The organism is Helicobacter sp. (genome assembly GCF_022511165.1).
Lineage (GTDB): Bacteria > Campylobacterota > Campylobacteria > Campylobacterales > Helicobacteraceae > Helicobacter_C.
The window spans coordinates 37,136-57,754 of sequence record NZ_JAFLSB010000002.1 but is presented as its reverse complement, the minus strand read 5'-3'; the positions used below and the strand labels follow the sequence as shown (position 1 = coordinate 57,754).

Annotated in this window: 21 protein-coding genes; 14 read left to right on the top strand and 7 right to left on the bottom strand. The window is 38.8% G+C overall.

Going from position 1 to position 20,619, the window contains the following annotated elements; translation table 11 throughout:
* Window positions 1-72: 72 nt before the first annotated feature.
* A complete protein-coding gene (murD, locus tag J1E28_RS00640) occupies window positions 73-1,347 on the bottom strand; it encodes a UDP-N-acetylmuramoyl-L-alanine--D-glutamate ligase (RefSeq protein ID WP_291026006.1) in 1,275 nt (424 codons plus the stop codon).
* A 14-nt stretch (window positions 1,348-1,361) separates the two neighbouring features.
* Window positions 1,362-2,441, bottom strand: a complete 1,080-nt coding sequence (gene mraY, locus J1E28_RS00635) for a phospho-N-acetylmuramoyl-pentapeptide-transferase (RefSeq protein WP_291026005.1) — start codon at window positions 2,439-2,441, stop codon at window positions 1,362-1,364.
* Between the two features lie 122 nt (window positions 2,442-2,563).
* Here mraY and gpmI point away from each other — a divergent pair, with 122 nt between their 5' ends.
* From gpmI to J1E28_RS00565, 14 genes are all read left to right on the top strand, one after another.
* Window positions 2,564-4,036 (top strand): 2,3-bisphosphoglycerate-independent phosphoglycerate mutase, encoded by a 1,473-nt coding sequence (gene gpmI / locus J1E28_RS00630; protein WP_291026004.1) that lies wholly within the window; start codon window positions 2,564-2,566, stop codon window positions 4,034-4,036.
* A gap of 33 nt (window positions 4,037-4,069) precedes the next feature.
* Window positions 4,070-4,843, top strand: coding sequence for a sulfite exporter TauE/SafE family protein (locus J1E28_RS00625; protein WP_291026003.1), 774 nt, complete (start codon window positions 4,070-4,072; stop codon window positions 4,841-4,843).
* Window positions 4,844-5,182: 339 nt separating this feature from the next.
* Window positions 5,183-5,962, top strand: coding sequence for a HugZ family heme oxygenase (locus J1E28_RS00620; RefSeq protein ID WP_291026002.1), 780 nt, complete (start codon window positions 5,183-5,185; stop codon window positions 5,960-5,962).
* 121 nt (window positions 5,963-6,083) lie between these two features.
* The gene (tilS, locus tag J1E28_RS00615) at window positions 6,084-7,262 is read left to right on the top strand and encodes a tRNA lysidine(34) synthetase TilS (RefSeq protein WP_291026001.1); all 1,179 of its coding nucleotides are present in this window, start codon (window positions 6,084-6,086) and stop codon (window positions 7,260-7,262) included.
* 98 nt (window positions 7,263-7,360) lie between these two features.
* A complete protein-coding gene (gene ccoN / locus J1E28_RS00610) occupies window positions 7,361-8,824 on the top strand; it encodes a cytochrome-c oxidase, cbb3-type subunit I (RefSeq protein ID WP_291026000.1) in 1,464 nt (487 codons plus the stop codon).
* A gap of 14 nt (window positions 8,825-8,838) precedes the next feature.
* Window positions 8,839-9,579: a cytochrome-c oxidase, cbb3-type subunit II gene (gene ccoO / locus J1E28_RS00605; RefSeq protein WP_291025999.1), complete on the top strand. Its 741-nt coding sequence runs from the start codon at window positions 8,839-8,841 to the stop codon at window positions 9,577-9,579.
* Window positions 9,576-9,803, top strand: a complete 228-nt coding sequence (locus tag J1E28_RS00600; RefSeq protein ID WP_291025998.1) for a cytochrome c oxidase, cbb3-type, CcoQ subunit — start codon at window positions 9,576-9,578, stop codon at window positions 9,801-9,803. The genes ccoO and J1E28_RS00600 overlap by 4 nt, the downstream gene beginning before the upstream one ends.
* Before the next feature lies 1 nt (window position 9,804).
* A complete protein-coding gene (ccoP, locus tag J1E28_RS00595; protein WP_291025997.1) occupies window positions 9,805-10,671 on the top strand; it encodes a cytochrome-c oxidase, cbb3-type subunit III in 867 nt (288 codons plus the stop codon).
* A gap of 10 nt (window positions 10,672-10,681) precedes the next feature.
* Window positions 10,682-10,882 carry a DUF4006 family protein gene (locus tag J1E28_RS00590; RefSeq protein WP_291025996.1) on the top strand — a complete coding sequence of 67 codons (201 nt, stop codon included), beginning with the start codon at window positions 10,682-10,684 and terminating at the stop codon, window positions 10,880-10,882.
* A gap of 121 nt (window positions 10,883-11,003) precedes the next feature.
* A complete protein-coding gene (locus tag J1E28_RS00585; protein ID WP_291025995.1) occupies window positions 11,004-11,678 on the top strand; it encodes a hypothetical protein in 675 nt (224 codons plus the stop codon).
* A gap of 13 nt (window positions 11,679-11,691) precedes the next feature.
* Window positions 11,692-12,348 carry a hypothetical protein gene (locus tag J1E28_RS00580; RefSeq protein ID WP_291025994.1) on the top strand — a complete coding sequence of 219 codons (657 nt, stop codon included), beginning with the start codon at window positions 11,692-11,694 and terminating at the stop codon, window positions 12,346-12,348.
* A gap of 9 nt (window positions 12,349-12,357) precedes the next feature.
* On the top strand, window positions 12,358-12,690 hold the full coding sequence (locus tag J1E28_RS00575) for a hypothetical protein (RefSeq protein ID WP_291025993.1): 333 nt from the start codon (window positions 12,358-12,360) through the stop codon (window positions 12,688-12,690).
* A complete protein-coding gene (locus J1E28_RS00570; RefSeq protein ID WP_291025992.1) occupies window positions 12,690-13,433 on the top strand; it encodes a hypothetical protein in 744 nt (247 codons plus the stop codon). The genes J1E28_RS00575 and J1E28_RS00570 overlap by 1 nt, the downstream gene beginning before the upstream one ends.
* 22 nt (window positions 13,434-13,455) lie before the next feature.
* Entirely contained in the window at window positions 13,456-13,929 is a 474-nt protein-coding gene (locus J1E28_RS00565) for a hypothetical protein (RefSeq protein WP_291025991.1), read from the top strand.
* Here the strand turns inward: J1E28_RS00565 and J1E28_RS00560 are convergent.
* From J1E28_RS00560 to pseB, 5 genes are all read right to left on the bottom strand, one after another.
* Entirely contained in the window at window positions 13,926-16,904 is a 2,979-nt protein-coding gene (locus J1E28_RS00560) for an FAD-binding and (Fe-S)-binding domain-containing protein (RefSeq protein ID WP_291025990.1), read from the bottom strand. The genes J1E28_RS00565 and J1E28_RS00560 overlap by 4 nt on opposite strands.
* Before the next feature lie 55 nt (window positions 16,905-16,959).
* Entirely contained in the window at window positions 16,960-17,688 is a 729-nt protein-coding gene (locus J1E28_RS00555; protein ID WP_291025989.1) for a hypothetical protein, read from the bottom strand.
* 16 nt (window positions 17,689-17,704) lie between these two features.
* Window positions 17,705-18,952, bottom strand: a complete 1,248-nt coding sequence (coaBC, locus tag J1E28_RS00550) for a bifunctional phosphopantothenoylcysteine decarboxylase/phosphopantothenate--cysteine ligase CoaBC (protein ID WP_291025988.1) — start codon at window positions 18,950-18,952, stop codon at window positions 17,705-17,707.
* 95 nt (window positions 18,953-19,047) lie between these two features.
* Window positions 19,048-19,539, bottom strand: coding sequence for a ferritin (locus tag J1E28_RS00545; protein WP_291025987.1), 492 nt, complete (start codon window positions 19,537-19,539; stop codon window positions 19,048-19,050).
* Between the two features lie 73 nt (window positions 19,540-19,612).
* On the bottom strand, window positions 19,613-20,611 hold the full coding sequence (gene pseB / locus J1E28_RS00540; RefSeq protein WP_291025986.1) for a UDP-N-acetylglucosamine 4,6-dehydratase (inverting): 999 nt from the start codon (window positions 20,609-20,611) through the stop codon (window positions 19,613-19,615).
* Between the last annotated feature and the right edge of the window lie 8 nt (window positions 20,612-20,619).

The following is a 20,619-nucleotide window of genomic DNA, read 5'->3' as shown; positions in this document are numbered from 1 at the left end:
ATCTTTTTTAATTTAATTTCATAGGGATAAGAGTGCTCTTTATAAATTAAGATTCTACTCTAGCAATAGAATCTATTCTGCTAAAGCAAGGCGGGTAAAAATCTCGCCTCGCTCTTTATAAGAACTAAATTGATCCAAACTTGCCGCAGCCGGAGAGAGGAGCACAACATCTTTAGCCTCTTTATCGCGTCTTTTGTGAATATGCTCCATTGCTCTATATATGTCTTGGCAGGGAAAAAGCGGAATCTGATAGTTTTTAGCAAGCTCTATAAGACGCGATTCATTTGCGCCAATACTAAAAATCTCAATATCCTTACCCTGCATACATTCAAAGAGTGGGGTAAGATTTGCGCCCTTATCATCACCCCCAAGTATAAGCATAATATGCTTTTTTTCATAACGTCTAATCGCCTGAATACTCGCATCAACATTTGTCCCCTTGCTATCATCAACCCAAAGGCGGTGATGCTTATCATAAAATTCCTCGATTCTATGCTTGCCAATAACAAAATGATTAAGCACATCAATATTATCCGCATTAAAGGCATATTTGGCGATACCAAGTGCTAAAAGTGCATCAAGTAAAAAAGGTTCTTTAAAAACAATCTTATCCATATCAATACTACATTGTTGGCTTAAATCCGCACTTCTCTCATAGCATATAAGCTTCCCTTGAAAGCCTTTTGTCAAACGATGATTGCGCAAATGTGCAGGGATAAATGCCACAGAAGCACTATCCATACGCGAGAGAGGGCTTAGCTTATCCTCAATATAGGCTTCAAAACTGCCGTGCCAACTGATATGATCTTCTTTTACAGGCAAAAGCGCGTAAATGCGCGGTGTGGCATTATGTGTGTAATGTAGCATAAAGGAGCTTGTCTCTAGCACCCATACCTTTGGTTTTTGTGCATAAAGTTGCACAAGAGGTGTGCCGATATTGCCTCCACTTTGCGCACCAAAAGACGCAAGTAAAAGAGTAGTCATCTCTGTGGTAGTTGTTTTGCCATTTGTCCCACTTATCCAAATCATAAAAGGCATTTGTGCGCCCTCATTTGAAGCATTATTTTGAGAATCTTGCCTCAAAAGATTCTCAAAATAATCATATTCGCTCATAAGATGATGTGCATTTAACACCAAAGGGTGAGAGGGAGGAATCCCCGGACTAAGAATTTCCATATCACTTTGTGCTGCATCAAAATGCGATGGGGGCAGCAAGGTATTACCAAACTCGTCAGTTTTTATAGCATCAAACTTATCATCATAGATATGAAGTGTATGTCCTTGCTTGTTTAAAAATGCCACAAGAGGGGTGGTTGTAACACCATAGCCAAAAATACTGATACGCATAATCCCCCTCCCCCTTAACGAATTTTAAGGCTTAAAAGCGCGATAAGATTGGCTAAAATCGCAATAATCCAAAAACGCACGATGATTTTATTTTCTGCCCACCCTCGCACTTCAAAATGATGATGAATGGGCGCCATAGCAAAAATACGCTTTTGTCGGTATTTATAACTCCCCACTTGCAAAATTACAGAAAGAGCTTCAATGACAAAAATGATACCAATGAGAATAAGGAGAATCTCGTTATTTGAAACAATCGCCATAAAGGCTATAAATGCACCAAGTGCGAGACTTCCACTATCCCCCATAAAAACTTGCGCAGGGTGGCAGTTATACCACAAAAACCCAAAAAGCGCGCCAATAAGCGCCACAGAAAGAATTACTAACTCTCCACTATCTACGACTTTAGGCCAAAGAAGATAGCCCGAAAAACCTGCGTGTCCTGCTACATACACAAAGATAGAAAGCGAAGAAAGTGCGCAAATACTTGGCACGGTGGCTAGTCCATCAAGCCCATCGGTAATATTTACAGCATTACTTGTTGCTAAAAATACAAGAATCCAAAAACCAAGAGCCACAATAGGAATATTTGCAATCTTTAACGCGCCCATATCAAAAAGAGGATATTTCATAAAAGGAATATATAAATTTGTATTATGCCCAATATATAAAAGAATGGCAGTAATAATAAAAGAAAGCACAAAAAGCAGAAAAAATTTCATTTTGGCACTCATTCCTGCGTTGCTCTTAGCAGAAATTTTCATATAATCATCTCTTGCGCCAATAAGACTAAAACCAATGATACAAAACAAGCCAAGCAACACATAGGGATTAAAAAGATTTGCACAAAGCAAAGAGGCACAAAGCATACTCACAATAAATACGATTCCACCCATTGTGGGGGTATTTTTTTTACCTTCATGCGCAGCAACATAAGTAGAAATGGGCTGGTTTGCTTTTTTTGCCTTCGCCCATTTAATAAAATAAGGCATAAGCACGATACTAAAACCAAAAGCGCAAAAAAAAGCAATTCCTGCACGAAAGGTAATATAAGAAAAGATATTAATACCAAAACTTTGATACAGCCAATACAGCATAGCAAATCCTTTTTCTTAAGCCTTGAAGTAGAGCTTGAGAGTATTTTGGTTGGGATTAATGAAAGGTTTTGGATTTTAGCTACAATTAGTTAATACTAAATCCCCCTTAAAAAGGAGTATTTATGAAAACAATTCTTGTGATTACAGATGGCATAGGATATAGCAAAAAAACACAATATAATGCCTTTTATCACGCTAAAAAACCTACTTATGATTATCTCTTTGCAAATGTGCCTTATGGAATGATTGATACTTTTGGCTTAAGCGTAGGCTTACCGGAGGGACAAATGGGGAATTCTGAAGTGGGGCATATGTGCATTGGTTCAGGACGTGTGCTTTACCAAGATTTAGTGAGAATCTCTCTTGCTATTGAAAATGGAGATATTAAGAAAAATCCTGCCTTGCTACAAATATGCGAACATACATCAGTCGTGCATTTATGCGGATTATTGAGTGATGGCGGTGTGCATTCTCATATTACACATTTTAAGGCTCTTGCACAGATTCTAAGCGCACAAAATAAAAAGGTATTTTTACATCTTATTACCGATGGACGCGATGTATTGCCCCAAAGCGCAAATACTTTTATAGCAGACATAGAAAGCATTTGCAATGAGCATATTTGTATCGCAAGTATTGCTGGACGATTTTATGCAATGGATAGAGACAAACGTTGGGATAGGGTGCAAAAAGCCTATGATACGCTCACAATGGGTGCAAATCCCACTTCTCTTGCTCCACAAGAATATGTGCGCTCTTTGTATGAAGAAGGTATTTTTGATGAATTTCTTATTCCTGCAAGTTTTGGGGACTTTAAAGGCATCAATGATGATGAGGGTTTTATATTTATCAATTTCCGCTCTGATAGGGCGAGAGAAATTGTAGATGCGCTAGGAAATGCGCATTTTGGGGGCTTTAAACGCGAACGCATCGTGCATTGTAAAATTGCCACAATGACAGAATATGATGCGAATTTCCCCTACCCTATCCTTTTTCCCAAACAAAAAGTGCAAAACACTCTTGCTGAAGTTATTTCTGCAAATGGATTAAAACAGCTTCACACAGCCGAAACTGAAAAATATGCACACGTTACATTCTTCCTTAATGGTGGCAAAGAGGCAGAATTTAGCGGCGAAAAACGTGTGCTTATCCCTTCACCCAATGTAAAAACCTATGACGTACTCCCTCAAATGAGTGCAGAACAAGTAGGCAATGAAGTATTAAAAGGTATAGAGGAGGGCTATGATTTTATTGTTGTTAATTTTGCAAATGGCGATATGGTAGGGCATACAGGCAATTTTGAAGCGGCAACTGCTGCGGTAGAAGCCGTAGATAAACAATTAGGACGTATTGTAGAATCCGCAAAAGCTCATCATTATGCACTTTTTATCACAAGCGATCACGGCAATTGTGAGGAAATGAGAGATGATGAGGGCAATATGCTTACTAACCATACCACCGGGCAAGTATGGTGTTTCTGCCTTGCAGATAATGTAACAAAAATAAATGATGGCGGATTGAATAACATCGCCCCAAGTGTGCTTAAGATGATGGGCTTACCTATTCCTAAAGAAATGGATAAGCCCCTATTTTAAGGCGCAAAGTAAATTATGTTACAAAGATAAAAAATGAGCGCTGAAATCCTCATTCTTATTGGCTGTGTGAGTGGTATAGCAGCTGGATTCTTTGGCATAGGCGGAGGGGTGATTATTGTGCCCTGCCTTTTGCTTTTAGGAGCGCAAATGGAAGAAGCTATTGGCATATCGATTCTGCAAATGGTATTTTCCTCAATCTTTGGCTCTCTTATTAACATCTACCAAAAAAAACTTGACATATATTATGGCATATTTGTAGGCTTAGGCGGATTAATCGGGGCTGCTTTTAGTGGTATAATCGTAGATACACTCTCTTCCCAAACACTCCTTTTACTCTTTTTACTCCTCTCTTGCGTGAGCTTTTATAAATATGTTTTTAATGTTAAAACCATTGCCAACCCCACTCCACCCATTACAGATCCCTTAAAACAAAAATATCTTATGATTGGCGCAGGATTTTTAACAGGCATTTTTGCTGTGAGCCTAGGTGTAGGTGGTGGGCTTATTCTTGCGCCGATTTTGGCATATTATCTTGGATTTAATTCTAAAAAAGTTGTGCCTATCTCACTCTTTTTTATTATCTTTGCTTCTCTTTCTGGTTCTCTCTCTCTTGCTGCACACGATCTTATCGATTTTCGTTCAGGTATTATAGTTGGTATCTCATCAATGTTTGGTGTCTGTTTTGGTATCTATCTTGTCAGCAAAGTTACACTTCTTAACCACCGCTATGCGCTTATTAGCATATATGCGCTTTCTATTATTCTTACATCACAAAAAGTCATACAAAGCTTTGGCTTGTGGGAATAAGCGCAAAAGTTTTTTACTTTTTTATATCAAAATACATAGATAAACCCCAAAAGTATTCATTGTTTTTATAGAATCTTTAGAATCCTGCATTTAACCATAAAATTTTTATAGCACAAAATCATAAAATAAGAATAGTTATTAATTTAATTTTAAGCTTTCTTACATTACAATGCGACTTGTTTTATAAAAATGATGTGCTTTAGCAGAATCGTTTTTCGATTTGGTTGGGTTGGGTGGGCTAGAAGCATCTTTTCCTTCCTTATTTGTTGTTTGATTGCAGAATTAGGCTATTCTCAAAAGGATAGCCTATGATGCGATACCTTAATCCTAGGAGCAACTATGAATATACAAACTATTCTTCAACATATGAATGAACATCATCAAAGTGAGCTTATTGCCCTCTGTAAAAAATATGGCAAACAAGAATCTCTTATTAATGGCGAAGTGCAGCAAGCCACACTTAAAAGCGTAGATTTTGAGGGCTTAGATATTCTTTATAATAACAATGTCTCTTTGCGCGTGGAGTTTCCCCAAAAAGCCGATGAAAAAAGTCTTAAAGACGCTATCATTGCCTTATGTCAAGGAGCAAAAGCAACTGAAAGCAAAGATATAAAAAATGAAATTGAAGCTTTCAAAAAAACATTTGGCTCAATTATCATTGCAAGTATCGATAAAGACAGACAAGCTATTGCTTCCTATGCACCGCTTATGCAAATTCATAATAAGCTTTATATCTATATCAGCGAGGTTGCTGAACATTTTGCAAGCATTTCTGCAAATCCTACAAAAATTGAGATACTCTTCCTTGAAGATGAAAGCAAGGCAAAATCTGTCATTTTGCGCAAACGACTGAAATACCGCGCACAAGCACTTTTCATAAAGCGCGATAGCCAAGAGTTCAATAACGCTCTTGATAGTCTAGAATCTGCTATGGGTGGGGCAGGAGGCATCAAAACAATCCGCCAAATGCAAGATTTTCATCTTATTGAGTTGCAACTAGGCTTAGGACGATTTGTAAAGGGCTTTGGAGCAGCATTTGATATTTTACCAAATGGCGAGATTAAGCAAATTGGCGCACAAGGAGGCAATCCTCACTCAATGCCACATAAAACACATTGAGATTCTCTCAAATAATTAAAGATTCTAATAAACGTTAGCTAGAATCTTTAATTATTACGCATTCTTTCTTGTCTTAAGGATTCTAGGCTATAATACACCTCACATTGCGCAAAGGCTTGTTTTGGTATCTATTCAACTCTCCCCTGCAACACAATCACTCCGCTTTGGCACGCATTTGCTTGGATTTTCAGGCGGGGTAGATTCTGTGGCATTATTTTTTATGCTCCTTGAATTAGAGGTGCGCTTTGATATAGCAATCGTGCATTATCATACAAGAGCAGAAGCTGATGAGGAGGTTAGTTATGCCAAAGCTCTAGCTCAACAATACAACAAAAAATGCTTCATTGCCCACGCCCCACAATTTACATCTGCCTTTGAACATAAGGCGCGTAATTTTCGCTTTGGTTTTTTTGATGAACTCATTGCTACCCACCATTATCAATCCCTTATTCTCGCCCATCAGCTCAACGATCGCTTTGAATGGCTTATGATGCAGCTCACACAAGGGAGTGGGCTAAGCAATTTACTTGGTTTTGAAGATAGATGCTATCCTATTATCCGCCCCCTTGAATCTACACCCAAAGAAAAACTCTATGAATTCTGCAAAGAGCGTCATTTACGCTATTTTGAGGATACGAGCAATACCAATACATATTTTAAGCGCAATGACTTTCGGCAGAGATTTTGCAATGAACTTATAAGGGCATTTGGCGCAGGGATTGCACAAAGCCTACATTATCTTAATCAAGATAAAAATTATCTCCTTTCCCACATCACACCACAGATTCTACATTTAGAATCTTTATATCAAAAAATATCTTCCCTCTCTTCTTATGAAGATTCTTCTGCTTCTCATTCATACCAAACACTCAAAAAAAATCAATGTGCGATTTTTGGCTTTACCCTAGATGACACACATTTGCTTTTGCTCGCCTGTGATAAGATAGCCAAACTTTGCGGATATGTGCTAAGCGCGAAACAAAGAGAGGAGATTGTTAAAGCTCATTTTAATTGCAAGATTCACCACCTCATTATTGCAAAAAATGACAAGACACTCTTTATCGCTTTTGACATACCCTATTTGTATCAAATCGTAACCTCAACATCTATGAGCAAATCTTTTAAGGCATTATGCGCAAAACATCATATCCCACCAAAGCTTCGATTGCTGATATGGGGGGAATTTCACGCATACACAGAGATACATTCTAGTTCCCTTTATTATTTGACTCAAAATCAAAAAACACAACAAGAAGAAAGCTGCATAGAGCGCAAAATAAAAAACTTTTTTGCCATTTAAAAGTTTTTTGTTGTTGTTTTATTAACTTTTTAAGGTAGCCATAATTTCAAAGATATTAGAATTAATATTGCATTTAAATCAAAATTAAGGAGACTGCAATGCAGACAAACTCGCTCGAGTATGATTACTCAATTGCTAAGTTATTTGTTTTTTCTGCAATGGCATTTGGTTTTGTAGGGCTACTCATTGGGGTAGTTATCGCATTTCAAATGGCATTTCCAGATTTAAACTATCTAGCTTCGGAATATGGGACTTTCGGTAGGCTTCGACCTCTTCACACTAATGGCATTATCTATGGTTTTACACTTAGTGGGATTTGGGCTTCGTGGTATTATTTAGGTCAAAGAGTGCTTAAAATTACCTATAAAGAGCATTCTTTCTTGCGCATAATAGGGTTAGCACATTTTTGGATTTATATCGTGCTTATGGTTCTTGCCGTTATTTCACTCTTTGCTGGTTTGACACAATCAAAAGAATACTCTGAATTGATTTGGCCTCTTGATATACTCGTAGTTGTTGTATGGGTATTGTGGGGTGCGAGCTTATTTGGCAGTATGGGTGTAAGACGCGAACAAACAATCTACATCTCATTGTGGTATTTTATTGCTACATTTGTGGGTATCTCTGCACTTTATATCTTTAATAACCTTTCAGTTCCAACTTATTTTGTCGCGGGCGTAGGAAGTGTATTGCACTCTATTTCATTCTATGCTGGGACAAATGATGCGATGGTGCAATGGTGGTGGGGACATAATGCCGTTGCATTCGTTTTTACTTCGGGTATTATCGGGTTAATCTATTACTTCCTTCCTAAAGAATCTGGACAGCCTGTATTCTCATACAAACTCACGCTCTTCTCATTCTGGGGACTTATGTTTATTTATATTTGGGCAGGCGGACACCACCTTATTTATTCAACCACACCTGATTGGATTCAGACACTCGGGTCAGTATTCTCTGTTATTTTGATTTTGCCATCTTGGGGGACAGCTATTAATATGCTTCTCACTATGCGTGGGCAATGGCATCAAATCAAAGAATCACCTATGATTAAATTCCTTATTCTTGCTTCAACTTGGTATATGCTTACTACACTTGAAGGACCAATTCAATCTATCCGTTCAGTCAATGGTTTGGCTCACTTCACAGATTGGATTATTGGACACGTTCACGATGCTGCACTTGGTTGGGTAGGATTTATGATTATTGCAGCGTGCTTCCATATGGTGCCTCGCATCTTTAAGCGCGAACTTTACTCTAAAAAGCTTATGGACGCACAATTCTGGATTATGACAACAGGTATTATCCTCTACTTCTCAAGTATGTGGATTGCAGGTATCACACAGGGTATGATGTGGAGAGATGTTGATGCAAATGGAAACCTTGTTTATAGCTTTATCCATACTGTTACCGCACTCTTCCCATATTATCTTATTCGTGCGATTGGCGGTTTGATGTATTTGATAGGATTTATTATGTTCCTCTATAACATTCTTATGACTATCTCATCAGGTAGGGTGCTTGAAAAAGAACCCCAAAATGCTACACCAATGGCAGCATAAAGGAGGAGTAGGAAATGTTTAGTTTTTTAGAAAAAAATCCATTCTTTTTTGCAGTTGCGTTTTTGTTGGTTTTCTCTATTGCAGGGCTTGTAGAAGTGCTTCCGGGCTTTGCAAAAAAAGCTCAACCTATTGAAGGCTTGAAGCCTTATTCTCTGCTTGAAACAGCAGGACGACAAGTATATATGGCTGAAGGTTGCTATAACTGCCATTCACAGCTTATTCGACCTTTCAAGGCTGAAACAGACCGATATGGTTCATATAGCTTGAGTGGTGAATATGCGTATGATAGACCATTCTTGTGGGGCTCAAAGCGCACAGGACCAGACTTGCATAGAGTTGGCGATAGCCGCAATGCGGTGGATTGGCACGATGGACATATGAGAGATCCAAAGTCTCGTGTGCCCGGCTCAATTATGCCAGCCTATGAGCATCTTTATACAAAAAATGCTGATTTTGAAACAGCATTTGCTGAAGCTTATGCACAAAAAGTAGTTTTTGGGGTGCCTTATGATACACAAGGTGGTGTGCAAATTGGTGCAGAATCTTATGAAAAAGGCAATCCTGATACACTTGCAAAAGCGAGAGAAATCTTTCATCAAGAAGCAAAAGCTATTGTTGATGAAATGGTAAGCCAAGATGTAAAAGACGCATTTGAAAAGGGTGAGGTAAAACAAATTGTCGCACTCATTGCCTATATGAATAGTCTTGGACAATCTCGCCGCGCGAGCCAAAAAGTATCACAGGCAGCACAATGATAGGGGAGTTCATACTCGGGTTTATCACCGCCCATCAAAAAGAGATTTATCTCATCGTTACACTTTTGCTTGTAGCATTTTTGTATGGGTATGTTTATCATCTCTACTCTTCACAAGCTAAAGGTGTAAAAGACTATGAGAAATATGCCAACTTGGCATTAAATGATAATCTCGATGATGAACCCATTGAACCACGAAAACAAAAATCCAATAAAGGGGAATGAGATGAATTGGTCAGACAATATAACAACGCTAGGATTAGTGGGTGCTTTTGCTATCTTAGTAATCACTATCTTTGTAATGGGGGTATATCTCAAAAAGATTAAAGATGGCAAAGCTGAAGGAGAAGCCACAGGCGAAAGCTGGGACGGCATTGGGGAACAAACAAATAATATCCCTGTTGGTTGGGCTGCTTGCTTTTTAGGTGTGCTTATTTGGGGCTTTTGGTATATCTTTTTGGGCTATCCGCTTAATGCGTATTCACAAATTGGTGAATACAACCAAGAAGTGCAAAAATACAATGAAAAGTATGCTTCTACTTGGAAAGGTCTAAGCCCAGATGAGCTTATCACTATGGGGCAAAATATCTTCTTGGTACAATGTTCTCAATGCCATGGAATCACCGGTGAAGGTATGAATGGCAAGGCAGGAGACCTCACAAAATGGGGTAAAGAAGAGGGTATTATCGAAGTAATTAAAACTGGTAGTAAAGGTTTGAATTATATGGCTGGTGAAATGGCACCTGTGGAGCTATCTGATAGCGATGCAAAAGCCGTGGCAGCCTATGTAATGCAAAATATTTCAAACACAAAAACTACTCAATATCCGCTTGAAGTAAATAAAGGCAAAGAAATCTTTGCAGAGCAATGTGCATCTTGCCATGGAGATGAAGGCAGAGGCAATGGCGGTGGTATTGATGGATTTGCACCAGATTTAAGCCAATATGGCACAAAAGATTTTCTTGCAGGAGTGCTTGAAAAAGGTAAAAAAGGTTTCATCGGTATTATGCCTTCATTTGAATATGCCAACTTTGCAGAAGAGCAAAAAGAAGCGCTCAATGCACATATTCGTAGTTTAAAACCCGCGGAATAAGGAGGATTGTATGAATGGTTTATTTGGACTAAATGGCTTAACAGGCTTTATTATTGCAGTGGTGCTATTACTTAGCATCGTTGCAGGACTAGGCACTTGTGCTATCCTCACACAAAAAAGCGTAGCAACATCTTATTATAAGATTGAGAATATTGATTCAATCAAACAAATTAGCACAGAAAATGCGCAATATCGCAAAAATGAAAATTAGGAGGTTAGGTATGAAACTCACGCTTATTGAAAAATTGCTTGGAGCACTCATTGTCATCACTATTATTATGACAATCATCATTCCTTTTATCCCTAATTTCTTCTTGCATTTGGTTTAGCCAATGCTTCATTCATTAAGAAGGCTAGTTTTTGCTAGCCTCTTATGCCTTTGTTTCGCATATACTGATGAATTTAATTCAAAAACTTATGTAATTGATAATCCAGATTTTCTTTTAATCCCAAAGAGCGTAGATTTTGTGGAGATTCTCTCAAATGAGCTTTTCTCAAAAACGGGCTATTCTCTCTATGTTGCCGTTGTTGATAAAACCCCAGAGGTGGAGAATACCACAGATAAAAAACAAGATAATAGCCAAAGCAATAAAGAATTATCACAAGATTTGGCACTTAAGCGCGCTCAATATAAAGATTCTCTTATAAAAAATGCAAAAGCACCCTATACGCTCATTTTTTTTATGAGAGAGGATATGAAAATGGGCTTACTTAGCTCCAATCCAAACACATATTTTGATGAAGACAAGGTATATTTTGAATATATGGTGCCACTTCTGCCAAAACAAAAAGATGAAGAGCTCTCGCCCCAACTTGTCTCGGCTATTATCCTTAATGGCTATGCACAAGCAGCAGATATGATAGCCGAGCATTTTAATGTTAAACTCGAAAACAATATGAGTGTTGATGAAAGTGGTGGGCGCGAATTTGTGCGCTTTAGTATGTATGTAATGCTGCTAGTTATGTTTGGTATTATTGGCATTATCTATCTCACACGCAAAAAATAAACAAGGAGCAAAAATGAAAGAAAAAAACTATTGGCCTCACGCTATTGTGGGTGTGCTTATCTTTGGAGTATTTATGGTAAGCGTATCTATCACTATTGCGATGAAAAATCCTATCCAAGATGAAAATACCTATTTTGCTAAAAAACGCATTGTCGATGAGAATATTAATAATATTATCAAAGATCAGAATCTTTTTAATGAACTTTTTGAATACAGCATTTACATAAAGAGTGCCGATGATTTAGGCAAGGAATACGCGCAAGATTCTTTTATCTTCCCCTACTATGCGCCTGCTCATCGCCCTGATATAAAATCTAAAACACCCCCAAATATCATTCCTCCTAGCAATATCTATCTCGCTGTAAATACAAAGCAACACACCCATTCACCGATAATTCAAGAGATACATCTTTTCCTAGATTCTATGCACGAATCCGATAAGATACAGGATTTAGGTCATTTAAAACTCACAAAAACGATAGATAATGCAGATTTTGACGCATTATGGCAAAGTGATGTATTCAATAACCTCCCACTAGGGCGATGGAAATTTGTGCTTGAAATCACTTATGATATTGAATCTGAAGCCCTTAGAGAGCCATCTAAACAACCAGAACATAAAGCCTATTTTGAATCCGAAGTCTTTATAAAAGACAAACCCACATCCTAAGCATAAGATATGCAACTTATTCTTATCAAAAAGCAAATGAAGAAAAAGACACAGCCCTTACGCTCACACCAAGCCTTTATGCTGATTGATGCGGTAATGGGAATTAGCATCTGTGCGAGTGCTTTTGCGCTTGCCTTTGGCTTTCTCTATACACTCACTCCCTCTACCCAAATAACAACCTATGAGACTTACAAACAGCTTTTTTTAAATCCTCTCCATACGCATACAGCAATCACTCCACTCTCCCAACCCACTCTTACTTATGAGGTTTTAGAGCAAAGCTACATAAATCCAAACACCCTTGAAGTTTTGCGCCTTTATACCCCTAAAACTATCCGCTAATGCCACAATCCTCACGCCACAATGCTTTCTCACTCTTTGAAGCTATTGTGTGTATTGTCATTCTAGGTGTTATTGGTATTATTTGTAGCTCTATGCTCTTGCAAATAAGCAAAAACATTGCTTACACAAAAGCCCTAAACGATTCTAGCCCCCATATTGCCCTACTTAAAATACAAAATCTTTTGCAATATGCCATTATAGAATCCATTCACACAAATGGCACTCCTTTGCTTAGCCCTACCTCCACGATAAGCTTTGCAAGTGTGCAAGAATCTCTGCTTTTTGGCGGAGGACATAAACACACCCTCCAAGAAGTGCAAGAAGGCACACTTCTCCCTGCCCTCTCCCTTGTCATAGATTCACATCATAATGAAATGCTTTACTTTCAATCACTCAAAGGTTGGCAAAGCGCACAAGAAGCCTATCTTTTGCCTAAAGATTCAGCCTTTAAGCCCTATATCATTAAGCACACTCAAGGCAATGCGCTCACGCTTGATAGAAAGCCGCTCCTTACGCCAAAGCTTATTCTCCCTATCCAAAGCCACACCCTTAGTCTGCACGATAATATACTTTGGCTTGATAATGCGATTTTAATTGATGATGTACTCTCATTCCTTATTACCCCCATATCTTCCTCGCAAGGCATTTTTCTTGACTTGCAACTTTGCATTAAGGCTCCAACGAAAGCACATTGTGAAAGTGGGGGTGTGTGGCTTGATGAAATAGCAAGGATACTGCCTTGAATCTCATTCACAAAAGTGCAAAATGGAAAAACTTACGCCTCATCACTCTATGCTTACAAAGCATTTCAAAATTACAAAAAATCACAACAAAACGCATTTTTGCGCAAGGGAAAAAATGAAAAAAGAGCCTAAAATACGCGATGGATTCTATATCGTATATGCGGTTTTATTTATCCTCTCCATTGGGCTTGCTTGCACTTTTTATCTCAATCAGTCCTATCACCGCTCACATACCCATAGCACACTACACGGCAAAATGCAGCTTCAACTCTATGCGCGCTCCCTTGCAGATATGCTCACACTTTGTCTTAAAGAACAAGATGCAAAAATATGTCAAAAGCAAGAGTTTTCTTTACCACAAGGCTATCACTTTCGCACTGCCCTCACAGAGCTTAATCCCCAAACATTTTTGCTTGATATACACGGCAGCATCGTGCAACCCTCAAGCAATAATACCTTACGCATTACAAAGCGCTATATTTTACTCTTACCCTAGATTTTGTTTGGGGCTACTTTAGCCCAACTCACTTCATCAACCAAATACAGCAGATTCTGCCAAAGAATATCTGTCTTTTCATTTAAGCCAATCTCACAAGTACTCGAACTTGCAAAACCGCGTTTAATACCCTTAAAATGAGCGCTAGTTTTTGTATATTGTTTATAAAAAGCTTGAAATTCCCTTAAGGCACTCTCATTAAGTTCAGGGCAAGTAAAGCCTTTGTTTCCAGCAAAACCGCAGCATTGTGTTTTATGATGTATAAGCACCTCACCACTCACACAAGCCCTTGCAATATGCTCTAGCGCGGTATTCCACTTACCCTTTTTTGTCGCACACATTGCATAAAGAGCGATATTTTCATCTTTAGGCGTAAGAGTAAGACGCTCTAAAAGCACAGACGCTATGTATTGAGGCATATCATAGATTTTGAGTTTTTGAGAATCCTTTGCTTGCTCCAAAGAGCGCACTTGTTGCAATATCTCATAGCTACACGCGCTATGATCGCAGACTATGGCGATATTACCAAGCTCTTTTTGCATCGCCTTAAGTGCATTATATAGCTCTTTTGCTTTCAATTCCGCACTTTTTTTATAGTCTTTATATGCCTTGCCACAGCACAGATTCTCTATATGATGCGGATAAATCACACTCACATTTGCCTTTTTACACACAGATTCAAACACCTCTTGCAAACTCCGCTTGTCTAATGCTCTCTTACTTGGGGCAAAAGCGCGATTAATACAAGTGCTAAAATACAAAACCTTCTCCGCCTTTGCTAACCCCTTATGATGTATTTGATTTATCTTAGAATCCAAAGTGTAGCTATTTGTTTGAGGCAAAGTGCTTGGAATATAAGGCGTATGAATACTTTTATGCGCCCTAGAGCTTAGCCTACTCATCACATTTGTGCCAAAAGTTGAAAAAAGCGCGTTACTTAGAGATATAGCACCCTTAAGCACTTTGATACTTGAAGAAAAATGTGTAGCACTTTGATGTGCTATAAATGTGCTAAAGGCTTGGGGGCTACTTTGACTTACAAGAGGCTTAAGCTCTAGGGCGATACGCGCTGTATCAATCTCTAAGGGGCAGAGTGTAGCGCACATTGAACAAGTCGCGCAAGTCTCAACCCCATAATAGCCATAGCCTTCTTTAAGCTCAACAAGATTCTGCACTTCTTGCGGACTTTTTGAGGGGAGATTCTCAAGTCTTTGTATTTCTTTTCTTAGAGCAATTCTCTGTCTTGGGGTGAGAGTAAGCTCTTTGCTAGGGCATACTTTCTCACAGAATCCGCACTCCATACATTGATTGATAAAATCCTCCACTTGCGTAGAATCTTTAAGATTTTGCAAATGAATGTGAGGATTATGAGAAATAATCACATCAGGATTAATGAGACTTTGTGGGTCAAAAATATGCTTAATCGCACAATTTATCTCATACGCCTTTTTACCCCATTCCCTCTCTACAAATGGCGCAACCATTCTTCCTGTGCCGTGTTCTGCCTTTGTGCTACCTTTAAGTGCTAAAACACATTCTACTAAAGCTTCCATAAATGCACCAAATCGCTCACTTTGGCTCTTTTCTCCTAAAAATGGCGTAATAATAAAATGCACATTGCCTGAAAGCGCGTGTCCAAAGATAATGCCTTCATACGCAAATTTCTTAAAAAGCTTAGTAATCTCCTCGATGCCCTTTGCAAAAGATTCAAGTGGAAAGCAAATATCTTCGGTAATCACAATGCTTCCACTTGGACGCAAACTTGCACTAAGAGGCAAGAGGGCTTTGCGAATCTTCCACCAAGAATCCATCTCTTGCTCATCGCTGCTAAAATGCGTCCCAAAGAGACTAGGGGCTTTGCTTAACGCATCAGTGATAAAGTCTATTTTAGCTTTCAAGCCTTTTTGTGTGCTTGATTCAAGTTGCACTAAAAGGGCGCATTGTCCTTTTTTAATTGATTTAAGCTCCTTTGGTGCGCCCTCCAAATCTTTGGCTGATTTTAAACACGCATAATCCATTATTTCAGCTGCACTTACCTTATCATCATTTGCTCCTAAAATTTGCACCGCCTTTGCCGCAAGATGTAAATCTTTATAAAAAAGCAAGGCACAAGCTTTAAACGCACTATTTTTTACACATTCATACTCTACCCTTGAGACAAAGCCCAAAGTCCCCTCTGCGCCGATGAAAATATGATTAAGAATATCTTTTATATCTGCAAAATCAAGCAGAGTATTAATGCTATATCCTGTTGTATTTTTAATAGCAAATTTGCGTTCAATGAGCTTACAAAGTGCCTTATCTTTAAGAATATGCTCTCTTAAATCCAAAAGCGCATCTGCTTTATCCTTATGCCGCGCCAAAAAAGCAGCGATATTTTCGCCCTCTTGTGCATTTTCGCTCGTATCAAGCACAAAACCATCGTGCAAAATCACGCGCACAGATTTAATGGTATTGTAACTATTTTGCTTCACGCCACAGCACATACCGCTTGAGTTGTTTGAAAATATACCCCCAATCATTGCATTATTAATAGTAGCCGGATCAGGTCCAATCTTTTTGCCAAAGGGCTTAAGCGCATCATTTGCCTCACTCCCTATCACACCACAATCACAAAAAATACTCTGTGCATTATGGCTTATGCGTATATCCTGCCATCTTGCATTTGCTAAAACTAGCACAGATTCACTGCAAGCTTGCCCGCTTAGGCTCGTCCCTGCTGCTCTAAAAGTAAGCGGGACATTATATTTAGCACTTAAGGCAAAAAGTGCAATAATTTCACGCTCATTAAAAGCTCTTACCACCACACGAGGCACATAAGCATAGCAAGAAGCATCAACCCCATAGGCAAAACGATGAAGATAATCCGTGTAGATTCTATCTCCAAAAATAGGGCTTGCCTCCTGCACAAAAGCATCAAAATAAGGCGTATTCAGGCTATCTTCTGTCTTAAGTCCTCGTGTGTCTTTTTTCATTTTTTCCTCTCCCTTTGCCCTTTTTTTATCCCTAGTGCGCACATTATAGCAGTTTCTAACCTCGCACATCAAGCAAGGATTCTTTGTATTCATAGAGTGGGCTAAGATGTGTATCTATGGTAATTTTTCCTATTTTAAATCCCTTAAGTAAAGTGAGATTCTTCTCAAGCAAAGTCTTTGTGCTTTCATAAAGCACCTTTACATCTAAGGTATTACCCTCTTTATAGACACCAATCTCTCCCTCTATAATTCCCAAAAGCGGCATTATCGCACTAAATCTCACCTTATTTGCGCCACTTTTTCTCATTTGCAGCACCTCATTTTTTTCACTAATAACTAAACTAAGCACCCCTTGCTTTAATCCAAGCAAAAGATTGCCTAAAAAGACAAATTCCTCCTTGCTTGTTGCCTCGGCAAGTTTATGGGTTAAAAATTCTTTAAATCCCTCAAAAATATCGCTTTGATCGCCCATTTCTTGCAAATCTTGGAGAGAAAATTTCAAAGGCGCATCGTGAAACATATTCATAATTTTGGGTTGTGCGATGAGATTTCTAAGGGTAATATGCCCAAGTGAGCTTCGCCCCATTTCGCCCCAATATCGCTCACCTATGTGGAGCTGTTTTTGGCTTTTGGTTTCAATTTTTTGTGCTCCAATTTGCAATAAATACATATCGCCCTTAAGTTTAGCTATGACTTTAATCAGCATAGGCAGAGAAGCATTATAGGTTGTAGGGGTTTGTGTGCTTTTAAGTGCAGTAGCGATTTTAGCAATCTTGCTAAGCATATCCTCTCCTAATGGATTATAGGCTTTTAGAATCTTCAAGTAAAGATTCTAAAGACAAAGCAATATGCAAGGCAACTTCAAACTTGCTTCCACTTATTTTTTCTATGCCTTTATGGGTAATAAGCTTAAAGGCATTATTTTCTCCCCCAAAGGGATTTTGCTCATTAATGACATTAAGGCACACCATTTGGCACTGCTTTGAGTGTAGCATATGTGTGGCATATTCTAGGGCGTGAATATCATCAATTTCAGCCTTAAATCCTACCTTATATATTGTATGAGCATCAATATGAGCGAGAACATCTTTTGTCTTATGGCAGTGCAAGATAAGCTCCTCTCCAATATGCTCCTTTTTTAGCTTACCCTCTTGCTTTTTAGGAGCATAATCAGCAAGGGCTGCTGCCATAAAAAGCACAGGTTTTTTTTGTGCCTTAAATGCCTCTAATGTCGTGTGAATAGCCGTATCAAAAGATGTCCCATCTTGTGCGCTCACACATTGAATATCAAGGGGCAGTTTTATAGGAGTTGCGCTTGAAATAAATGTTACTTTTGCTCCAAGCATAAAAAGAGCAAGAGAAAGCGCACTTGCTTGTTTGCCACTGCTATGGTTAGAGAGATAACGCACACAATCTATGCTCTCTTTTGAGCCTCCTCCGCTCACAATTACCTCTCTATCCTGCCAAAATGTGCTTTTTGTAGATATTTTTGTCAAAGCTCGAGCAAGATAAAAAATCATCTCATCAATCTCTGCGAGCGCACCATCATTTTGCTCTCCACAGGCTAAAAGGCTTACGCGCGTAGGGATTATCTCATATCCCATAGATGCGAGTGTAGCAAGATTGCGTTGTGTTTGAGGAGCATTTAACATCGCTGTATTCATCGCTGGAGCAAGAATCTTTGGGGTAGAAGTAGCTAAAATCGCGCCAAGCATTGCAGAATCTGCTATGCCACAAGCTATCTTAGCAATGCTATTTGCGGTTGCAGGAGCAATAAGCACAATATCTGCCCATTTTGCATACGCGATATGATTTACTCCCTCTATACTCTCACTTGCCCAAGTTTGATTTGCCTCGCTTAGCACGATATTGCGACTTAAGGCTTCAAAGCTTAGAGGATTCACAAATTTAACCGCCTCTGCGCTCATAATAACCTTAATCTGTGCGCCATATTTATAAAGCTGCGAGATGCAATCAAGCATCTTATACACAGCAATGCTACCACTGATACAAATGAGGATTTTTTTGTGAGTAAAAATATGTTGCATAGAATCTCCCCCTTTTGCCTCAAGTCCTGATATGAGCCTCTCCCACTTGGGAGAGTTGGAGTTAAGAATCTAGCAAAGAAAAGCTTATTTTGAGGTTATTTTGCAAGTTCTTTAATGAATCTATCGGCAAGATAGGGACCATCATCTTTTAAGCCAATAAGCTTGATTTTATCAACAATTCCGCGGAAAAGCGCTTCTTCCTCGTGCTGCTCATTCACATACCATTGCAAAAAATTAAATGTAGGATAATCCTTCTTTTGAAGAGTAAAATCTACCAAATCATTGATAGATTGAGTGATTTTTTGCTCGTGTGCATAAGTTTTCTCAAACACATCAAGTAATCCTTTAAAATCAGATTCGGGGGCTTTGATTTGTGAGATTTGCACCTTAGAATCTGTTTCATTCAAATAAGTAATAAGTTTTTTTGCGTGATCGCTCTCCTCTCCAGCGTGCTGAAATAAAAACAATCCCGCCCCATCAAAACTATTTTCATAACACCAAGAACTCATACTTAAATAAAGATTTGCTGCATACATTTCTTTTGCAATTTGCTCATTGAGCATTTTTACAACATCGCTTGAAACCATTTTGACTCCTTTAATGAGAATTTAAACACGCGCTATTGTAAAATGTGTTTTCTAATGTTTTCCTTAAATTTTATCATTTTTGAGTAATTTTGAGAATTTCATCATCATTGAGCCACCACGGATTGCTTTCGCTACTATATTCAAAGCCAAATGCCACACTTGCGCCCTTTTCGCCCTTAAGCGTTGTGTGATAGTCAATAGGAGTTTGGAAGTTAATTGTAGGCATAATCGTAAAAAACTGCTCAAATTCAATACATAAATGAGAATCATCGCGGGGCACCATTACTTCGTGGAGCTTCTCGCCCGGACGTATGCCAATAATCTTATGTGGTAAATGTGGGGCGAGGACAGAGGCAAGTTGTGTGATTTTCACGCTTGGAATCTTGGGGATAAAGATTTCTCCTCCGTGCATTCGCTCCAAATTTTCAAGCACAAAATTCACGCCAGATTCTAAGGTAATAAAGAATCTGCTCATACGCGCATCTGTAATGGGTAGCTCTTTTGCGCCTTGTGCGATGAGCTTTTGAAAAAATGGTATGACAGAGCCACGAGAACCTACGACATTCCCATAACGCACCACGCTAAACTTAGAATCCTTGCTGCCTTTAATATTATTTGCTGTTACAAAAAGCTTATCTGAACAAAGTTTTGTCGCACCATAGAGATTAATAGGATTTGCTGCCTTATCAGTGCTAAGAGCGATGATATGCCCCACATTATTGCTTAAACACGCGCTAATCACATTACTTGCGCCATCAATATTTGTCTTAATGCACTCCATTGGATTGTATTCGGCAATAGGCACGTGCTTGAGCGCAGCAGCGTGTATGCAAATATCCACGCCATCAAGGGCAGATTCAAGACGAGGCTTATCACGCACATCGCCGATAAAATAGCGCATTCTTTTATCATTAAACACTTGCGCCATTTCATATTGCTTAAGTTCATCACGGCTATACACAATCACTTTTTTGGGATTATACTTTTTAAGCACAATCTCAACAAATTTCTTGCCAAAGCTCCCTGTGCCGCCTGTGATTAAAAGTGTTTTATTATCGACTAAATGCCCCATACACTCTC